General features: G+C 69.0%; 19 protein-coding genes. 12 read left to right on the top strand and 7 right to left on the bottom strand.

Annotated elements, in window-relative coordinates:
- Nucleotides 1–64 precede the first annotated feature (64 nt).
- The 10 genes from ABTY62_RS16250 to ABTY62_RS16205 all read left to right on the top strand — a co-directional run bounded on the left by ABTY62_RS16250 (nucleotide 65) and on the right by ABTY62_RS16205 (nucleotide 8,540).
- Nucleotides 65–1,012 carry a fumarylacetoacetate hydrolase family protein gene (locus ABTY62_RS16250; RefSeq protein ID WP_352130054.1) on the top strand — a complete coding sequence of 316 codons (948 nt, stop codon included), beginning with the start codon at nucleotides 65–67 and terminating at the stop codon, nucleotides 1,010–1,012.
- Nucleotides 1,012–2,208, top strand: coding sequence for an oxidoreductase (locus tag ABTY62_RS16245; protein ID WP_352130053.1), 1,197 nt, complete (start codon nucleotides 1,012–1,014; stop codon nucleotides 2,206–2,208). The genes ABTY62_RS16250 and ABTY62_RS16245 overlap by 1 nt, the downstream gene beginning before the upstream one ends.
- Nucleotides 2,205–3,104, top strand: coding sequence for a VOC family protein (locus tag ABTY62_RS16240; RefSeq protein WP_352130052.1), 900 nt, complete (start codon nucleotides 2,205–2,207; stop codon nucleotides 3,102–3,104). Before ABTY62_RS16245 ends, ABTY62_RS16240 begins: the two co-directional genes overlap by 4 nt.
- A gap of 65 nt (nucleotides 3,105–3,169) precedes the next feature.
- Nucleotides 3,170–3,631: an SRPBCC family protein gene (locus tag ABTY62_RS16235; protein WP_352130051.1), complete on the top strand. Its 462-nt coding sequence runs from the start codon at nucleotides 3,170–3,172 to the stop codon at nucleotides 3,629–3,631.
- 72 nt (nucleotides 3,632–3,703) lie between these two features.
- A complete protein-coding gene (locus ABTY62_RS16230; protein WP_352130050.1) occupies nucleotides 3,704–4,105 on the top strand; it encodes a nuclear transport factor 2 family protein in 402 nt (133 codons plus the stop codon).
- A 34-nt stretch (nucleotides 4,106–4,139) separates the two neighbouring features.
- Nucleotides 4,140–4,865, top strand: coding sequence for a class II aldolase/adducin family protein (locus tag ABTY62_RS16225; protein ID WP_352130049.1), 726 nt, complete (start codon nucleotides 4,140–4,142; stop codon nucleotides 4,863–4,865).
- Between the two features lie 53 nt (nucleotides 4,866–4,918).
- On the top strand, nucleotides 4,919–5,824 hold the full coding sequence (locus ABTY62_RS16220) for a VOC family protein (RefSeq protein WP_352130048.1): 906 nt from the start codon (nucleotides 4,919–4,921) through the stop codon (nucleotides 5,822–5,824).
- A gap of 134 nt (nucleotides 5,825–5,958) precedes the next feature.
- Entirely contained in the window at nucleotides 5,959–6,714 is a 756-nt protein-coding gene (locus ABTY62_RS16215; RefSeq protein ID WP_352130047.1) for an SDR family NAD(P)-dependent oxidoreductase, read from the top strand.
- Nucleotides 6,715–6,769: 55 nt separating this feature from the next.
- Nucleotides 6,770–7,846, top strand: coding sequence for an SRPBCC domain-containing protein (locus ABTY62_RS16210; protein WP_352130046.1), 1,077 nt, complete (start codon nucleotides 6,770–6,772; stop codon nucleotides 7,844–7,846).
- 292 nt (nucleotides 7,847–8,138) lie between these two features.
- Entirely contained in the window at nucleotides 8,139–8,540 is a 402-nt protein-coding gene (locus ABTY62_RS16205; protein ID WP_352130045.1) for a nuclear transport factor 2 family protein, read from the top strand.
- Between the two features lie 224 nt (nucleotides 8,541–8,764).
- Here ABTY62_RS16205 and ABTY62_RS16195 read toward each other — a convergent pair whose 3' ends face one another.
- The 3 genes from ABTY62_RS16195 to ABTY62_RS16185 form a co-directional block, all read right to left on the bottom strand.
- Nucleotides 8,765–9,526, bottom strand: coding sequence for a GntR family transcriptional regulator (locus ABTY62_RS16195; protein WP_352130044.1), 762 nt, complete (start codon nucleotides 9,524–9,526; stop codon nucleotides 8,765–8,767).
- 167 nt (nucleotides 9,527–9,693) lie between these two features.
- Nucleotides 9,694–10,332, bottom strand: a complete 639-nt coding sequence (locus ABTY62_RS16190; RefSeq protein ID WP_352130043.1) for an FMN reductase — start codon at nucleotides 10,330–10,332, stop codon at nucleotides 9,694–9,696.
- Nucleotides 10,329–11,426 (bottom strand): CE1758 family FMN-dependent luciferase-like monooxygenase, encoded by a 1,098-nt coding sequence (locus ABTY62_RS16185; RefSeq protein ID WP_352130042.1) that lies wholly within the window; start codon nucleotides 11,424–11,426, stop codon nucleotides 10,329–10,331. The genes ABTY62_RS16190 and ABTY62_RS16185 overlap by 4 nt, the downstream gene beginning before the upstream one ends.
- 438 nt (nucleotides 11,427–11,864) lie before the next feature.
- On the opposite strand from ABTY62_RS16185, the gene ABTY62_RS16180 reads away from it, so the two are divergent.
- Nucleotides 11,865–12,371 carry a MarR family winged helix-turn-helix transcriptional regulator gene (locus ABTY62_RS16180; RefSeq protein WP_352130041.1) on the top strand — a complete coding sequence of 169 codons (507 nt, stop codon included), beginning with the start codon at nucleotides 11,865–11,867 and terminating at the stop codon, nucleotides 12,369–12,371.
- 120 nt (nucleotides 12,372–12,491) lie between these two features.
- On the opposite strand, the gene ABTY62_RS16175 is transcribed toward ABTY62_RS16180, so the two are convergent.
- The 3 genes from ABTY62_RS16175 to ABTY62_RS16165 form a co-directional block, all read right to left on the bottom strand.
- Nucleotides 12,492–13,079 carry an isochorismatase family protein gene (locus ABTY62_RS16175; RefSeq protein ID WP_352130040.1) on the bottom strand — a complete coding sequence of 196 codons (588 nt, stop codon included), beginning with the start codon at nucleotides 13,077–13,079 and terminating at the stop codon, nucleotides 12,492–12,494.
- A 455-nt stretch (nucleotides 13,080–13,534) separates the two neighbouring features.
- The gene (locus ABTY62_RS16170) at nucleotides 13,535–14,650 is read right to left on the bottom strand and encodes an ABC-2 transporter permease (protein WP_352130039.1); all 1,116 of its coding nucleotides are present in this window, start codon (nucleotides 14,648–14,650) and stop codon (nucleotides 13,535–13,537) included.
- Nucleotides 14,651–14,777: 127 nt separating this feature from the next.
- Nucleotides 14,778–15,554: an SDR family NAD(P)-dependent oxidoreductase gene (locus ABTY62_RS16165; RefSeq protein WP_352130038.1), complete on the bottom strand. Its 777-nt coding sequence runs from the start codon at nucleotides 15,552–15,554 to the stop codon at nucleotides 14,778–14,780.
- Nucleotides 15,555–15,814: 260 nt separating this feature from the next.
- Here ABTY62_RS16165 and ABTY62_RS16160 point away from each other — a divergent pair, with 260 nt between their 5' ends.
- The gene (locus ABTY62_RS16160) at nucleotides 15,815–16,480 is read left to right on the top strand and encodes a TetR/AcrR family transcriptional regulator (protein WP_352130037.1); all 666 of its coding nucleotides are present in this window, start codon (nucleotides 15,815–15,817) and stop codon (nucleotides 16,478–16,480) included.
- A gap of 3 nt (nucleotides 16,481–16,483) precedes the next feature.
- On the opposite strand, the gene ABTY62_RS16155 is transcribed toward ABTY62_RS16160, so the two are convergent.
- Complete coding sequence (locus tag ABTY62_RS16155) at nucleotides 16,484–17,371, bottom strand: alpha/beta fold hydrolase (RefSeq protein ID WP_352130036.1); 888 nt, start codon at nucleotides 17,369–17,371, stop codon at nucleotides 16,484–16,486.

The raw sequence follows: 17,371 nt of genomic DNA, 5'->3' as shown, positions 1-17,371 counted from the left end.
GACAAGGAGCCGTCGCCGTCTATGGCGATAGTAGGACGGCAAATTAGTTAGCTCGGGAGTTCGCATGTCCGCATGGAGCCTGGTGACCTGCCGCCCCCAGGACGAGGGAGCCGCATCGTTCGTCGCCGTCGTCGACACCGAGGGCCGGGTACGACGCCACCCTGACCTTGCACGCTATCCGGACGTGGGTGCGGCGATGAGTGACTGGGCAGACCTGGAGCCCGCCCTGCGCGGCTGGCAGCCCACCGAGGGCGAGCTCGTCGAGGAGGCACTGCTGCTGACGCCGGTACCCTCGCCGGGCAAACTGGTCTTCGCCGGCGCCAACTACCGCGATCACCTTCGGGAGATGGGCGTCGGCGAGGTACCGAACGGCATGGAGCCGTACTTCTTCCTGTTGCCGCCGACCACCATCGTCGGCCCGGACGACACGATCACCATCCCGGACGACCCGGATGCCCGGGTCGACTGGGAGGCCGAACTCGGCGTGGTGATCGGGCGACGCGTCCACGACGTGCCCGTGGAACAGGCACTTGACGCGGTCGCCGGCTACACCGTCGTCAATGACATCTCCGCGCGCGGTCTGCATGCCAGGAGCAACCCGCTGGCCCCGCCGTTCGCCTACGACTGGCTCGCGTCCAAGGGACGCGACACCTTCAGCCCGATCGGCCCTGCTGTGACGCCGGCCTGGTTCGTACCCGACCCGCAGACCCTTCCGGTCCGGCTCTGGCGCAACGGCGTGCTGGAACAGGACGGCAACACCAAGGACATGATCTTCAGCGTGGCGCAGCTCGTCTCGGCCGCCAGCGCCCTGATGACCCTGGAGCCGGGCGATGTCCTCGCCACCGGAACCCCGGCCGGCGTCGGCGTCGCCAAGGGCATCGCGCTCAGGGCCGGTGACCGGCTGCGCATCGAGATCGAGCCGCTGGGCGTACTGGCCAACGAGGTACGGCTCGCTGAGCAGCCCGCCGCCCTCTCCGCCACCCCGGCGGCCCGGAACACCTTGGAGCCGTGATGACCTCCCCCTCGAGCGCGAGCCGCGCCGGCGATCCGGCCGATCTCGCTCCGCTGTTCACGCCGCTGAACCTCGGCAGCCGCAGCGCCCGCAACCGCATCGTGCAGGCCCCCATGTCCGTCGGCTACGCCAAACCCGACGGCACCGTGACCGACCGGGAGATCGAGCACTACGCCCGGCGCGCCCAGGGTGGCGTCGGCGTCGTGGTCACCGAGAACTTCGCGATCAGCGTCGCGGGGCGCCAGATGCCCCTCCAGACTCTCGTGAGCGACGAGGAGCAGCTGCCGGGACTGACTCGGATGGCGTCCGAGATCCACCGGCACGGGGCTCTGGCGATCGTCCAGATCGTGCACGCGGGCCGGTACGCGGGCCCCTGGGAGGAGTACGAGAAGCGGCGCCGCCTGGCCCCCTCGGCCGTCCCGTTCGAACTCACCCCGGGCCGCGTGGTCACGCCGCAGGAGATCACCCCGGAGGAGATCGACGAGGTGATCGAGGAGTTCGTACGCGCCGCCCAGCTGTGCGAGCGCGCCGGATTCGACGGAGTCGGCGTGCACGTGGCGCAAGGCTTCCTCCTCTCCGGTTTCCTCTCGCCACGCACCAACCGGCGCACCGACGAGTGGGGCGGCGACTTCGGGGGACGCACCCGGCTGCCCCTGGAAGTGGTGCGGCGCGTCGTCGCTGCCACCGGCCCGGACTTCGTCGTCGGCGTGCACCTGCTCAGCGACGAGCGCGTGGCCGGGGGCTGGACCCTCGACGACGCGGTCCGGCTCGCCCCGCTGCTGGAGGATGCCGGAGCCGGGTTCCTGTTCGCCGTCCCGACCACGTTCGAGACGATGCGGATGCCGCAGAACGCGGGGATGCTCGGCAAGCCGGGCTACTCGCTCGACGACACGGTGGCACTACAGCTCGTGGTGGACATCCCCGTGGTGGCCAACGGCGGCCTCGGCGATCCCCGGGACGCGGCGCGGGTCATCGAGTCGCACCAGGCGCAGGCGGTGGGTCTGGCCAGGCCGCTCTTCGTCGACCCCGACTGGCCGCGCAAGGTGCGGGCCGGCGCGGTCGGCACCGTGCACACCTGTGCCTGCGACACGGGTCTGTGCCTGCGGACCCAGCTGACCGGGTCCATCTGCGAGAGCTGGCCCGAGCGCGCCCGGGCCCGCGGGTACCTCGGCTATGACGAAGGGACCGCCTCGTGATCACCCTGACCGACATCGCCTATGTACGCTCGGGCGTCGAGGACCTCGAAGGCGCCGTCCGGTTCGCCAGCGAGATCGTCGGACTCGAAGTGGTCGACTCCGGCGAGCCCGGAGTGGCGCATCTGCGCGCCGACGTCCGGGGCCACTGCCTCACCTTCGTGCAGGGCCGCTCCGGTGTGATCTCCTCCGGCTTCACGGTCGCCGGCCCCGAGGCCCTGGCCGAGGCCGAGACCGAGCTGGAGAAGCAGGGTCTGCGCGTCGCACGCGGTGACCGGGCGGGGGCGCGCTCCCGCGGCGTGTCGGAGTACATCGCCTTCGACGACCCCTTCGGCAACCATGTCGAGCTGGCCGCGGCGCAGTACCGCTCCGCCGATCCGGTACGGCTGACCCGGGGGTCGGGGATCACCGAGTTCGGGCACCTGTGCCTGGACGCCCCCGACGTGCACGAGGCCTACCGCTTCTGGTCCACGAACTTCAACGTCAAGGTGTCGGACTGGGTGGGCGACGGCGCCTGCCTGATGCGCATCGACCCGGTCCACCACAAGCTCGCCGTCTTCCGCGGTGAGGAGGCGGCCCTCTGCCACATCAACTTCCAGGTCGACTCCCTCGATGACGTCTTCCGCAACTGGCACTTCCTCGTCGACCAGGGTGTCGAGATCGTCATGGGCCCGGGACGCCACCCCACCTCCGGCTCGGTGTTCCTCTACTTCCGCGGCCCGGAGAACCTCACGTACGAGTACGCCGTTGGCGGCGAGCTCATCACGGACGACGCGGCGTGGACCCCGCGGGTGTTCGACCCGGAGCAGCCCTCGTCGATCGACATGTGGCGCGGCCCTGTGGCACCCACGACCCGGCAGCGCCAGCTGCCCCAGCCGGCGCCCGCCGCGAAGCCGTAGTGCGGGCCGGTACCCGCATACAGCCCATACGAGGCCGGCAGTGCCGCCGGCCGGAGGGAGGATCGATGATCTTCGTGAGCCATGTGATCCCCGTCAACGAACCGGGGCAGCCCCGGCTCGACCGCGCCACCGTCTGGGAGGGACTGGTCCTCAAGGCCAACAACGCCCTGCCGTTCGTGCCCGCCATGAGCGACTGCGAGGTCGTCGAGCGCTACAGCGACGCCTGCTTCGACCGTGACATCCGTATCCGGGGGGACGCCTTCCGTGAGCGGATCACTCTCGAAGGACCCCACCGGGTGGTGTTCACCCGCCTTGCGGGCCCGATCCTGGGCACGATCGCCAACGAGATCGAGGGCGAGGGCGACGACATGCGACTGCGCTTCAGCTTCGCCCTCGTCCTCGCCGGCACCCCGGGCAACTCCGAGGCCGAGGAGCGGTACGCCAAAACCATGACCGGCGACTACATCCAGGCCCTCATCGCCACCCGCGACGCCATGCGCCGGATCGCCGTCGCCGACGCCGCGTGACCTGAACCGGTCCCATGACCACTGAGTGTGGTCCTTACCGAGTACGGACGACTGGGGACAAAGATGTCTGACATGTCCGACTGGATCGACTCCTTCTACGCCGACATCGACGCGCAGCTGACGGAGCGCGTCCTCGACCGCTTCGCCCCCGACGGGGAGCTGGTGTTCGGCAACAATCCGCCCGCCATCGGCCACGACGCCATGCGCGAGGTCCTGGACAACCTGCGCCACGCGCTCGCCGGCCTGCGGCACGAGTGGTGCAACCGCTGGACCGTCGACCGGGGAACCCTGATCCTCGAGGCCCGGGTCCACTACACCACCCGCGGCGGTGCCGAGGTGGTCCTGCCCTGCGTCACGGTCATCGACCGCAACCCCTCGGGCCCGGTCACCTCCCTGCGCGTGCACATCGACGCCGCACCGCTGTTCGCGATCCTCGACGCCGAATCCGTGACTGCCCACGAGGTGACGGGTTGACCGGCCGCCCCGCCGCCCGAACGGCACGCGAGCCATGACCGGGCAGCTCGCGAACGAGGCGGTGGCGGACCGTACGGCCACTGCCCTGGAGGTGGCCACCGCGGCGCGCACACTTGCCGCGCTCGGCCTGGTGACAGCGTTCGGACACGTATCGGCGCGTCATGGCGACCGAATACTGATGACACCCGCGATCGACCTCGCCCAGGCCACCGAGGGAACGCTTCTCGAGATTCCGTTGAACTCGACGGCTCTGCCGACGAACGCTCCCGGCGAGGCGTGGATCCATCTCTCGGTCTACCAGGCGCGGCCGGACGTGCACGCCGTTGCCCGCGCCATACCGGAGTCCGCGTTCGCGGCCGGCGCGGTCGTCTCCCACAGCATCCCGCCCCTCCACGGGCAGGGCGCCATGCTCGGCGAGGCAGTACCCATCCACGACGACGCGCGCCTGATGCGCTCGGCCGGCATCGCCGAAGGTGCCGCCCGCACGCTCGGCCACGCCGACGCACTCGTCCTGCGGGGCAACGGGGCCGTCACCACGGGGCACACCCCCGGTCACGCCGTCGCCCGCATGTGGCTCCTCGACACCACCTGCCGACTGCATCTCACCGCACGGCAGGCCGGAGCGATCCGAGGCCTCACCTCCGAGGAGATCACGGCCTGGCGAGCAGCCGCACCTCCCCTGCTCGACCGGCTCTGGGCCCACCTGCGAAGCCTCGACGGCGTCCGAGCCGTGCCCACCGCCACCGTGACCGACGAGTGACGTAACCGTCCGCCCCACATCCCGGGGAGGACTTACCAGCGAAGGAAAGCACCATGCGTGTCAGCGGCCTTCTTCACTACGGCCTCCAACTGCCCGACCTGGCCCAGGGCAAGGACTTCTACACCGACTTCGGCCTGAGCGTCGACGAACGGGGTGACCAGTTGGTCGTGCGCTGCGACGGCCGGGACCAGGACCAGACAGTGCTCGTCGAGGGACACGACAAGCGCCTGCACCACGTCGCCTTCGCGGCACCGGACGGCTCACTGCCCGAGTTGCAGCGCCACCTCGAATCCCTCGGCATCGCCCTCCAGGACCCGCCTGCGGGCGGGTCCGAGGGCGGCCTGTGGTTCCGCGACCCGGACGGCAACGCGGTCAACGTGCGCGAGCAGGAGCCGGCCCCGCCGCGCTCCACCGAACCCTTCAAGCAGAACCTGGCCGGCGACTACCGGCGGGTGGACGAGGCCCGCTGGCTGACCGCGAACACCGCACCGCGTCCGCGTCGGCTGGGGCACATGCTGATCTTCTCCTCGGACGTGAACCGCTCGCAGGACTTCTACGAGCGCACGCTCGGCCTCAGGCTGTCCGACCGGATCACCGGCAAGGCCGTCTTCATGAACTCCGGCCCCGGGGACCACCACGTGTTCGGGTTCATCCAGAGCAGCCACCCGGGTCTGCACCACTCCAGCTGGGAGGTCGACAACCTCGACCAGCTGGCGATGGGCGCCCAGATCATGGCCGACAAGGGACACACCGTGGGCTGGGGCCTCGGCCGGCACAGCCTGGGTTCCAACCTCTTCCACTATCTGCGGGACCCTTGGGGCAGCTGGATCGAGTACTTCTCCGACATCGACCAGATCAGCGAGGACTGGCAGGGGCAGGACTGGGACGTTCCGCCCGCCGTGTGGTGCCCGATCATGCCGGACGAGTTCCTGCGGAACTTCGAGGCGAAGCCGGAATGACGCGTCCGCGCCGCCGCTGGCCGGCCGTCGCCGTCCGCGCACTCCGAGGCGCCGGCGGTTCTCTCCCCCACCTCACCTGCTGCGATCGGCCTCAGCGGGTCCTCGCATGCCCGCACCTGCCGAAAGAGGACGAGATGACAGCATCCGAGCAGTTCGCCGGGCGCGTCGCCATGGTCACCGGCGCCGGATCGGGAATCGGCAGGGCCTCCGCCCGGGCGTTCGCCGCCCGCGGGGCGGCGGTCGGGGTCTGCGACGTCAACGCCGAGGGCGGCAAGGAAACCGTGTCGCTCATCGAGAACGCCGGCGGAACGGCCCTCTTCCTGCACACCGACGTGTCGTCCGGCGATGCGGTCCACGAGGCCGTGGACACCATCGCGACGACGTACGGCGGGCTGCACTTCGCCCACAACAACGCCGGTACGTTCGCCATGGGGCTCACCGGTGAGCTCTCGGAGGCGGATTTCACCCGGGTGGTGAACGTCAACCTGCTCGGTGTGTTCCTCTGCATGCGTCACCAGATCCCCAGGATGCTGGAGGCCGGCGTCGGCGCCATCGTCAACACCGCGTCGATCTGGGCCCACACCGGCATGCCGACCCAGGCGGCCTACGTGGCCAGCAAGCACGGTGTCGCCGGTCTGACCAAGACCGCGGCCATCGAGTACGCCGCCCGAGGCATCCGGGTCAACGCCGTGTCCCCGGGTTACGTCGAGACACCGATGACGGCCGGCAATCCGCCCGACGCCATCGCCGCGATCCTGGCGCGACAGCCGATCGGACGGCCGGGGCAGCCGGACGAGGTCGCGACCGCGGCGGCCTGGCTGTGCAGCGACGAGGCCTCGCTGATCACCGGAGCGATCCTCAACGTCGACGGCGGCTATCTGGCGCACTGACCGTTCTCCCGCCGACACCCGGTACTCGGCACCACTCTCAAGGAAGGCAGACCCCATGGCGGACTCTGCGAACATCACGACGATCAAACGGTTCTACGACATAGCCGACGGCAGAATCACGGGCAATCCCACCGAGTTGTTCACCGAAGACGTCAAGATCTACACGCCCAAGTTCGGTGTCGCCGTCGGTATGGACGCCATGGTCGCGGCCGGCAAGGGCCGCGCGATGTTCCAGCACATGGAGCATCACGTCGATGCGTTCGACATCGTCGAGTACGGCGACCGGGTCGTCGTCGAGGGCACCACGGAGGGCGAGACCGTCTCGGGCCGGACCTGGGACGGCCGCGAAACCATTCCGGGGCACTTCTGCGCCGTCTTCGACTTCCGTGACGGCCGGATCAGCAGGATGCACGTCTACTTCGATCCCGACCTCGGGCACGAGGACGCGGACCGATACCCCTGGTGGCAGCAGCAGACCCCGCCGCCCGCCGGACCAGGTGACTTCGCTCACCCGGCGGCACATCACATCGGATACGAAGGACAGGACACCATGCCTGAGAACGTGGACGGGACCATCCGGCACACCCTTGACATGAACGAGGTTGAGTTCGTGCGCCACTTCGACGCTCCGCTGGAGGAGCTGTGGCGCTTCGTCTCCGAGCCGGAGCTGCTCACGAAGTGGATGGGCGGCCCGGTCGACAAGCTGGAGCCGCAGGTGGGCGGCGACGTCCTCATCCAGATCGCACCGAAGATGGGCGCGACGGTGTACGGCGAGGTCCTCGAGTACGTGCCGCAGCAGGTCCTGGCGCTGACCTGGGAGGTCCCCGCCTGGGGCCACACCCCGGACCTCATGGGCACGAGGATGCGGTGGGCCGTCGAGACGGACGGCGACGGCTCGAAGCTGACCCTGACCCACTCCCTGCCGCACAACGTCTTCCGCGAGCACCTCCTGGCCGCCGCCTGGCACCTGCACATGGACCAGCTGGGCCAGCTGCTCGCGGGCAACGACGAGCACTACACCATCCAACAGGACGAGATCTACGCCCTGGTCCTGGCCTACCTCGACAAGGACCGGGCCGAGAAGCGGGCGTACTACGAGCACCTGCTCGGCATCCGGAAGCCAACAGCCTGACCTCCCCCAGGGAGGGGCGTCTCCCGTACAAAACGCGCCCCTCCCCCCTGGTGTCGGATGCCAAGTCGGCTCTCCTTCCTACGGTGGGGTGCTGAGATGCGAACCGGCCGGCGAGACCGAGAAGGAGCCCGGCGCGGCTCGGGCCTGTGCCTGAGGTCACGCGGGCGCGAGACCAGGTGCCACCGAAGCGGCCGGCCCGAATCCGACCCAGTCCGACAACCACCACACGTCGCACGACCACCGGGATCCACGACGCACCACCAAGGGACGACCAGGCCTCAAGGGAGAGACCATGCCCCAGACCGAGCTGCACACCGCACAGATCGTCGGCGAGACACCCGCCTGGATGGCCGAGCTGTATTCATGCTTCGACACCCTGAACGTCGAGGCAGTGCTGACGTACTTCAGCCCGGACTGCCGGATCCGCTTCGGCAACGGCGAACCGACCGTCGGCCACGACGAGTTCCTCGTCGGCGCCGGCGCTTTCCTCCAGTCGGTGCGCGGCATGTGCCACCGGTTCCGTCAGGTCTGGCAGTGCGGCGAGTCAGCCGTGCTGGTGGCCGACGTCGGCTACACCCTCCACAACGGCAACACCCTGTCCTTGCCGGCAATCACAGTGCTGCACCGCCGATCGGACGGTCTGATCGACGACATGCAGGTCGTCCTCGACGTCGCGCCTCTCTTCGCGGAGTGATCGGGCTGTGAATCGTGCCGCGGCTGCCTGTGCGCGCCTCCGGCCGGGTGACCGGCCGGAGGCGCAGGGGTTTCGGCCGTGGAGATGTCGGACTCCATCGCAGCCGGCGCGATCAATCACGCGATCTTCCGTGTGGCCCGCCTGCACCGCATGCTGGCCGACCAACTACTTCGCCGAGTCGGCCTTCGGCACGGGCGCAGGAGTATTCGGCCCGATCAGCCGACTCATGTCTCCCACGGCGACGGCCCTGCCTTGATCAGCGTCATCGCCTTGGGCACAGCCGCCGGCACGTAGTCGGGCGCGTGGTCCCGCAGCACCCTCAGCGCAGTCCGCTCCAGATGGTGCGCAAGGCACGACACCGCGGCATCGCGGTCACCCGCGACGACCGCGTCCAGGATCGCGGGGTGCTCGACATTGCCGGGCTCGGACCAGCTCGTCGAATCGAAGCGCTGGATGATGCGGATGTAACGGACGCTCCGATCGGACAGGGCCCGCAGCTGCCGCTGAAGAGCCGCACCGGCGCCGGTGGTGAGGAGGCGGTGATACTCGCCGTGAGCCGTGAACCAGCCCTCCATGTCCTTCGCCCGGGCGGCGCGGCGCATCGCTGTCACCTGAGCCTTGGCCGCGCGTCTCTCCCCGGCGCCGAAGCCGTCCATGGTCATGGTCAGTGCCAACGTCTCCAGCATGATGCGCATCGCGTAGTCGGCGTCCAGCTCGGCCGGGTCGATGGCCGTGACCCGCATCCGCTGGTTGGGCTCCGCCTCGACGAAACCCTCCTCCTGGAGCATGCGCAGCGCCTCACGCACGGGCGTACGACTCACTCCCAGCTGTCGGCCCAGCGCCACCTGCGACAACACGGTGCCCGGCGCCAGCCGACCGTCGAGGATGCATTCACGCAGGAACGTGTGCAGCGGGGCGATCGACTGCCGGGCACCGGGCAGATCAAGCGGCTCGATGCCGTCGATGAGGATGGTCGGCTGAGGCATGTCGCCCATTATGGCGTATCTGCATACACATTTAGTCCTGAATCCCGCTGCCGATACGGCCTGTGGCCCGCCAGGCGGCCAGCAGGTCGTCGAGGACCGGATACCGCTTCTCCTCCGGCGGGTCCCACGGCTTGAGCCTGACTTCCCGGAGGGTGTCCCTTGGCCGTCTACTCGGGCCGCAGGGCGGCCAGTTGTTCCGCGAACGGCACCACGTCCGGCTCGTCCGCCGCCGAGTCGCCCCCGGGAAGGTCACGCAGGAGACCCGCCAGTTCTCGGCCCGCACGGGCGATCCGGCGGGGCAGCGTGTCGGTGAGGGAGTCACCGTGTCCGCCCCAGTCCTCCGACGCCGCGTACACGGCGGTGGGTACGACCACGGCCCGCAGGTAGGCGAACAGGGGGCGCAGCGCGTGTTCCAGGGCGAGGGAGTGCCGCGCGGTACCGCCGGTGGCGCCCACCAGCACCGGCTTGCCGGTGAGGGCGCCGTTGTCGATGACGTCGAAGAACGACTTGAACAGACCGCTGTAGGAGGCGGTGAACACCGGTGTGACAGCGATCAGTCCGTCGGCAGAGGTGACCACCTCGATGGCTTCGGACAGCTCCGGCGAGGGGAAGCCGGAGGCGAAGTTCTTGGCGATGTCGACGGCCAGATCGCGCAGTTCGATGATCCGTACCTCGACCTCGCGGTCCGCCGCGGCCAGTTCCGTGCGGACGGTCTCGGCGAGCCGGTCGGCGAGCAGACGAGTGGAGGAGGGAAGGCTGAGGCCGGCCGAGATCACGGCGAGGCGCAGGGGCTTGCGGATGCTCACTTGGCCACCTCCTCGGAGTTGCCCTGGTGTGCGGACAGCAGAGAGGCGTGGGTGGGGGCGTCCGGCAGGTTGCGGGGCCGGCCGACGGCCACCTCCTTGCGCAGGACGGGGATGACTTCCTCGCCGAGCAGGTCGAGCGTCTCCAGTACGGACTTCAGCGGCATGCCGCCGGTGTCGATCGCGAAGAGCTGGCGCTGGTAGTCACCGTAGTGCTCGCGGAACGTCAGCGTCTTGTCGATGACCTGTTGCGGACTGCCTACGATGAGCGGCGTCTGCTCCATGTACTCCTCCATCGTCGGGCCGTGCCCGGACATGGGGGAGTTGTCGAAGTACGGACGGTACTCACGGACGGCGTCCTGGGAGTTCCGGCGGACGAAGACGAGCCCGCCGGCGCCGACGATCGCCTGCTCCGCGGTGCCGTGGCCATAGTGGGCGTAGCGTTCGCGGTACATGCCGATCAGACGGCGGAAGTGGTCCTTCGGCATGAAGAGGTTGTTGACGAAGAAGCCGTCGCCGTAGAAGGCGGCCTGCTCGGCGATCTCCGGGCTGCGCACCGAGCCGTGCCAGACGAAGGGCGGTATGCCGTCCAGCGGCCTCGGGACCGAGGTGAAGGACTGGAGCGGGGTCCGGAAGCGTCCCTCCCAGTCGACGTACTCCTCGCGCCACAACTGGTGCAGCAGCGCGTAGTTCTCGATGGCGAGCGGGATGCCGTGCCGGACGTCCTTGCCGAACCAGGGGTAGACGGGGCCCGTGTTGCCGCGGCCCAGCATCAGGTCCACGCGGCCGTCGGCGAGGTGCTGGAGTACCGCGTAGTCCTCGGCGACCTTGACCGGATCGTTGGTGGTGATCAGCGTGGTCGAGGTGGACAGGATGATCCGGCTGGTCCTGGCGGCTATATGGGACAGCAGGGTGGTCGGCGAGGAGGAGACGAACGGCGGGTTGTGGTGCTCACCGGTCGCGAACACGTCGAGTCCGGCCTCTTCGGCCTTGACGGCGATCGCGACCATCGCCTTCAGGCGCTCCTGCTCGGTCGGCGGCCTGCCGGTGGCGGGGTTGGGGGTGACATCACCAATGGAAAAGGTACCGAACTGCACAGAATTCTCCGGGGGTTGGCTCGGGAGAGGGTTTCTGGGGCGGACCGGGACGAGTCCGCGGGACGCATCGGATGAGGAAGGGCTCCGTCCGGCCCCTCTGATGCGTTGACCAGCTACGGGTACCGGCCAACAGATCACCTAGGACGACATTAGCTTGCCGACCAATTAACTCCTTCAGCGTACGCTACGGGCCAGGCATTCCCCCCAGGCACAGAAACCACAGAGGCACTCCCTGCCATACACGGGGCGCCCCCGCCCAGGACGCCGCGAGCGCCTGCCGCGCCGCCGGGACCACCTCATGGGCGAACACGCCCCGCTGACGCTCGTGACCCCCGTCCGGGGCCCGCCGTCACATCGCACTCTATTGGTCGACCAATTTAGTATAGGTGAGATGATTCGAAGACAAGCCACTCGCTCATGCAAGGAGGAACGCCCACCATGCCGCCAGCGTCCGAATCGGTCCAGGGCAAAGACGACGCGGTTCCGACCGTCGCCGACGCTCCGATGAGCGAGGCCATCTTCCGCGCCGCCCGCGTGCACCGGATCATGGCGGGCAATCTGCTGCGCGAGACCGGCCTGTACCCCGGGCAGGAACTGCTGATGATGCAGCTCTGGGAGCAGGGCGAACAGCGTCAAGGCGATCTGATCAAGACATTGGGCCTCGATCCGTCCACCGTCACCAAGATGCTGCAACGCCTGGAACAGTCCGGGTTCGTGACCCGCAGCCCCTCCCCCCACGACCGCCGAGCCGTCATGGTGAACACCACGCGGGCGGGCCAGGCCCTGCGTGGTCGGGTCCTCCAGGCATGGCGCGAGCTGGAGTCGATCACTGTCGCCGGATTCACGGACGAGGAGTGCGAGCAGGTCATGCGGGCCTTGGCGCGGATCGAGGCGAACCTCACTGGCACTTCCTCCGATGCCGACAAGCCCTCGGCCGCCTCCTGACGACCGAGAGCCATCTCTTGATTCACCCGGGTAACGGAGGCAGCGCCTTCCGGCCGGGATTGAAGGGGGCAACGCAGAGGTGAGGGACGGGCATGGGCGCCCGCCCCTCACCCCGATCGGTCACTGCTGCGGCATGAGGCCCATGACGAATGGGATGATCTTGCCGCCACGCTCGCTGGTCCAGTTCTCGGCCAGCTCGGCCAGGAGCTGGACCGTGGAAGTGATGGTGGCGCCGGCCTTCTCCATACGGCGGATCGCGATGTCGTCCGCCATCTTCGCCGGAGAGCCACCCGCGTCGGCGACGACCTGGACGTCGTAACCCAGCTGGAGCGCTGTCAGCGTCGGGTAGACGGTGCACACGTCGTTGGTGACGCCGGCGATGATCAGCTTCTTGCGTCCGGATTGCCGCACTGCCGCGGCGAAGCCCTCGTCGTCCATGGCGTTGACGACACCCTGGCGCCGGGTCCTCGCCTCGAACTCCTTCGGAGCGATCTCCTGGAGCTCAGCGAGCAGCGGGCCCTGGGCGTACTCCTCCATCGAGGAGGTCAGCACCAGGGGAATGTCGACAGCCTTGGCCGTCCGGGCCAGCGCCAGCGCGTTGGCCTTCATCGACTCGAACGGGATGGACCGCACCCATCCCATGGTGCCCACCTGGTGATCGATGAGCAGCATGGCGGCGTTGTCGGCAGTGAAGGGTTGTGCGGACATGAGGGGACCTCTCTGGATGTGCGAACCGGCCATGCGGGCCGGCAGGAGATCGGCTGGACACCTACATGAATACTTGGTCGGCCAATCATTAGTACCAGCATAGGACGGCGCACACATATTCCCCATAGTGTGAACACACGAAATCCGCTATCCGGGCGAAGGTCCAAGGCGAGCCGCCCGCCCTCGGGCAACTGATGAACTGAGCGCTTCGGGCCGCGCGGGAAGGCCGACGAGTTCTCGAAGTCCCACGAGAGCGAGTGGATCGACCATGGAGCGGCCCATCAGCACCGGCAGGGAGGGGCCTCCCCCCGATGGCACCGAGCCGGCCTGGCCACGAGGTCGGTCTCGGGGCGGGCCCGGATCGGATCGGGTTGCACGACCGCGACGTTCGCGCGCTCCGCCGGGGTGAAGCAGCCCACCTCGTCGGCCAGGCCGCCGTGTCCGGCGCCCCGACGTCAGCGCACGGCGGCGGCGAACGAGGCGGTCTGTGCCTCAACCGGCTTACGGCGTGCGGCAACACGGTCCAGAACATACTGAAGAGCGAGACACCCCAGACCCCACGCGGCGAGGGTGAGCATGGCGCCCGCAAGATGTGTGTCATGGAAGTAGGCAGCACCCCTCAGCCCGCGCACCGCTGCCGCCGGAGGCATGAACGAGGCCAACGGGGACAGCCACGCGGGCAGATAGGTGGCCGGCAGGATTCCCCCGGAGGTGGCGTTGCCGAGGATCAGCAGCACCACGGAGGCGACCGGCATGCCCAGCGGACCGAACAGACGCAACAGCAGCCCGGCTGCGGCGGCGGACGCCCACGCCAGCAGACCCACCACGACCGCGACCACGGCGAAGGAGGCCGGCAGCGCGTCCAGGGCGGTGTGCGCGATCAGCGCCACCATCACGCCGGAGGCGGCGGCGAAGACGAGCATCGACACCACGCGAACGGCCAGCCGCAGGCGCGGAGCGATCTGATACGAGGACACCGCGAAGAGGAAGCCGGCCAGCACCACGCCGAAGGCGGCGTAGAACACCGACAGTCCGCGCGAGTCGCCCGCCGCCAGGGGCAGTACATCCTTCACGGGGACGGGCTTCCCGGCCGCCGCCGTCACCGCTGTGACCAGAGTGGAGACCGTGGACGGCCCCTGTGCCCCCGCCACGAGAACGCGCATGCCGTGGCCGTCGTCGACGAGGGCGGCCGGAACCTTGTCGTGGGTGACCGCCTGGCGGGCGGCCTCGGCGTCCGTGTATCGGTAGAAGGTGTATCCGTCGGGCGCCGCGTTGTTCAGGGCGAGTTCCGTGCGGGCGGCCACCTTGTCGGAAGCGGCGATACCCAGGGGCTGATGGCGCGCCGACGGTGCGTGAAACGCCGCGAGGTAGACCGCGACGAACACGGCGCCGATCGTCAATGCGGTGATCACCGGTACGAGCATCGCCTTGCGGGCGCCGGCCGCCGCCGCGAGCACGGGCGCGGGGAGCCCGGGCTCGGAGTCGACCAGCGCGTGTTTGGCGTGCCGCCCGTGGTCGGCTGTCGGGGCGGCATTCGGATCTGGAGGGGTGGACGTTGTGCCGTACTGCATGGGGTGAGGAACTCTCCGATGTCGACAGGGCCGCAGCCTTGGAGTGGCGTGCTCCCGACGAGGCTGCGGGCCGTTCGGGGCGTGGGGCGACAGGTCCACCGCCCCGGGAAGACAGGTCCGCCCGCCCTCAGAACATCCCGCCGTCGAGCTGGAGGGTGCGGCCGGTCATGTAGGCCGCATCGTCAGAGGCGAGGAAGGCATAACCTGCGGCGATCTCCGCCGGCTCGGCCAGGCGTCGCATCGCGACCAGGACGTCGAGCCACTCGGAGAGGTCCCGCTCGTCCGCCAGGTCGGGGTGCACGTAGCCTGCCCCGTACTCGACGGCCATGTCCGTGGCGGTACCGCCCGGCGCGATGGCGTTGATCGTGATGCCACGCTGCCCGAGCTCGGCGGACAGGTTCAGCACCATCGACTCCACCGCGGCCTTGCTGGCGGCGTACAAGGTGTGGTGGAAGAACGCCTTGGAGGCGCTCACCGAGGAAGTCAGCACGATGCGGCCACCTTCGCGCATGTGCGGGACGGCGTGCTGGACTGCGAACAGCTGTCCGCGCGCGTTGACCGCGAAGATGCGGTCGAAGTCGGCCGGCGTGATCCTCTCCAGGGCGCCGAAGTGCTCGATGCCCGCACAGGACACAAGCACGTCCAGTCGACCGAACTCCGCCACGGCCTGCTCGATCAGCGCCCGGGTCTGCCCCGGATCGGCGGCATCGGCCTGTACGGCGATCGCCCGACCACCCCGGGCGCCGAGTTCCGCGACAAGGGCCTCGGCCGCCTCCTTGTTGCCTCGGTAGCCGATCGCCACCGTCGCTCCCTCGTCGGCCAGCCGTCGCGCGACGGCCGCGCCGATCCCACGGCTGCCGCCGGTGACGACCGCGACCTTGCTCTCGAAGCGTGTGCTCTGCACGGATGACACCTCTGCTCTCCTACCGATGGTGGGGGGAATTGCCCCGAGCGGCAACGGCGGCGCCCGGAGGAGGCTCGGCGGGACATCTGGCGCAGTCCGTGGCGCTACGCAGGGCATGCCTCCGCCGGGCTCATTCACGGTAGCATCAACCGAAGGAAATCCTTCACTTATCTCGCCCTCGAGGCCTGCCGCTGACGTAACCTCGTTGCGTCGCAGGCAACGACGAACCCCGTCAGAAGCCGAGAAAGGACGGGTTCACAGTGACTTCCCGCGCTGCCGACCACGCAGGCAAGCCACGGCTGCGGGCTGACGCGGCCCGCAACCGCGCACAGATTCTCGACTCCGCCCGCACGGCCTTTCGCGAACTGGGGACCGCCGCACCCCTGGACGAGATCGCCCGCCGCGCCGGGGTCAACATCGCCACGCTCTACCGGCGCTTCCCCGACCGCGACTCACTCATCCAGCAGGTGGTGCTCGACGGGTTCGAGCTGGTGGCCCAAGCGGCACAGGAGGCACTGAACACCGCCGCACAGGACCCGCTGGGCTCCGTCGAGAGGCTCCTGCTGCGCCTGGTGGAGAACCGGGACATGCTCGTACTGCCCCTGATCGGCGGCCCTGTCGCCACCACCCGCGAGGCGGCTGGGCTACAGGGCCGGATCGCGCCCCTCCTCGAAGAACTGCTGACGCACGGCCGGACCCAGGGAGTCGTCCGGCCCGACATCACACCGATGGATCTGATCACCACCGTGGCCCTGGTCTGCCGCCCCCTCCCCTACCTCCCCGCCGACCACGCCACCGCACTCGTCACCCGCCATGTCCACCTCTTCCTGGACGCGCTGCGCCCGAACGACACACGGCCACTGCCCCCCTCCCCGGCACCCGAAGACCTCCGCGGACACCTGATCGCCGATCCAGCCGAAAGCTGAACGCTACTTTCCGAAGAAGGTAGTGAGGTGCCGTACCACCTGCCCCGGCTGTTCCTCGGCCAGGTAGTGCCCGGAGTCCTCGATCGTCACGACCTCCGCGTCGAGTGCCCTGCGGAACAGGAAGGTTCGTGCGGCATCGAAGCCCCATTCGCTGGTGAGCGCGAGGATCGGCGGGGTCAGCGGCGCATAGCCCCTCTCGTCCTCGATGTCCTGACCGAAGGCCTGGTACCAGCCGTTGCCTGCTCGGATCGCCTCCGGTGTGGAGTAGGCGTGAGCGTAGATCGCGCGGTCGAAGTCGCTGATGGACGCGGGGTCGGCCAGGAGCGGGTTGTGCACCGCGTCGATCAGGAAGCGCGAGCGACCACTGATCAACTGCTCGGGCAGTCCACGGAGTTGGTTGAAGGCGAACCACCAGGGCACGAGCTTCTGACCGGGGCGGGGCAGCACGCTGAACTGGTACCAGTGCTCCCCCGGATGCTGTACGTCCAGAAGCGCGATCCGGCGCGCGGCTTCGGGATGGTTGGCGGCGAAGCTGTAGGCGACCGTCGCGCCGATGTCATGGCCGGCGATGTCCACCTGGTCATGCCCGAGGAAACGTGCCAACGCGAGGATGTCGGTGGCCATCGTCCGCTTGTCGTAGCCGGATTCGGGCTTGGCGGAGGAGCCCATGCCGCGCAGGTCGACGGCGATCACCTGGTGCCGGCGTGCGAGCTCCGGCATGATCTTGTGGAACTGCCACCAGGTCTGAGGCCAGCCACCAAGCAGGAAGAGCGGGCGTCCCTGGCCGCCGATCACGTAGTGCAGGTCGAGTCCGTTCACCTCGGCGTGACGGCTCTCGAAACCGCCCTCCAGCGACTGGGCGAGTTCGGCATCGGATGGTACGGAGGTCAT

The sequence above is a fragment of the Streptomyces sp. NPDC097640 genome, assembly GCF_040302705.1.
GTDB lineage: Bacteria > Actinomycetota > Actinomycetes > Streptomycetales > Streptomycetaceae > Streptomyces.
Note: the sequence above shows the minus strand (reverse complement) of the source record. Positions and strands in the feature narration are given on the sequence as shown.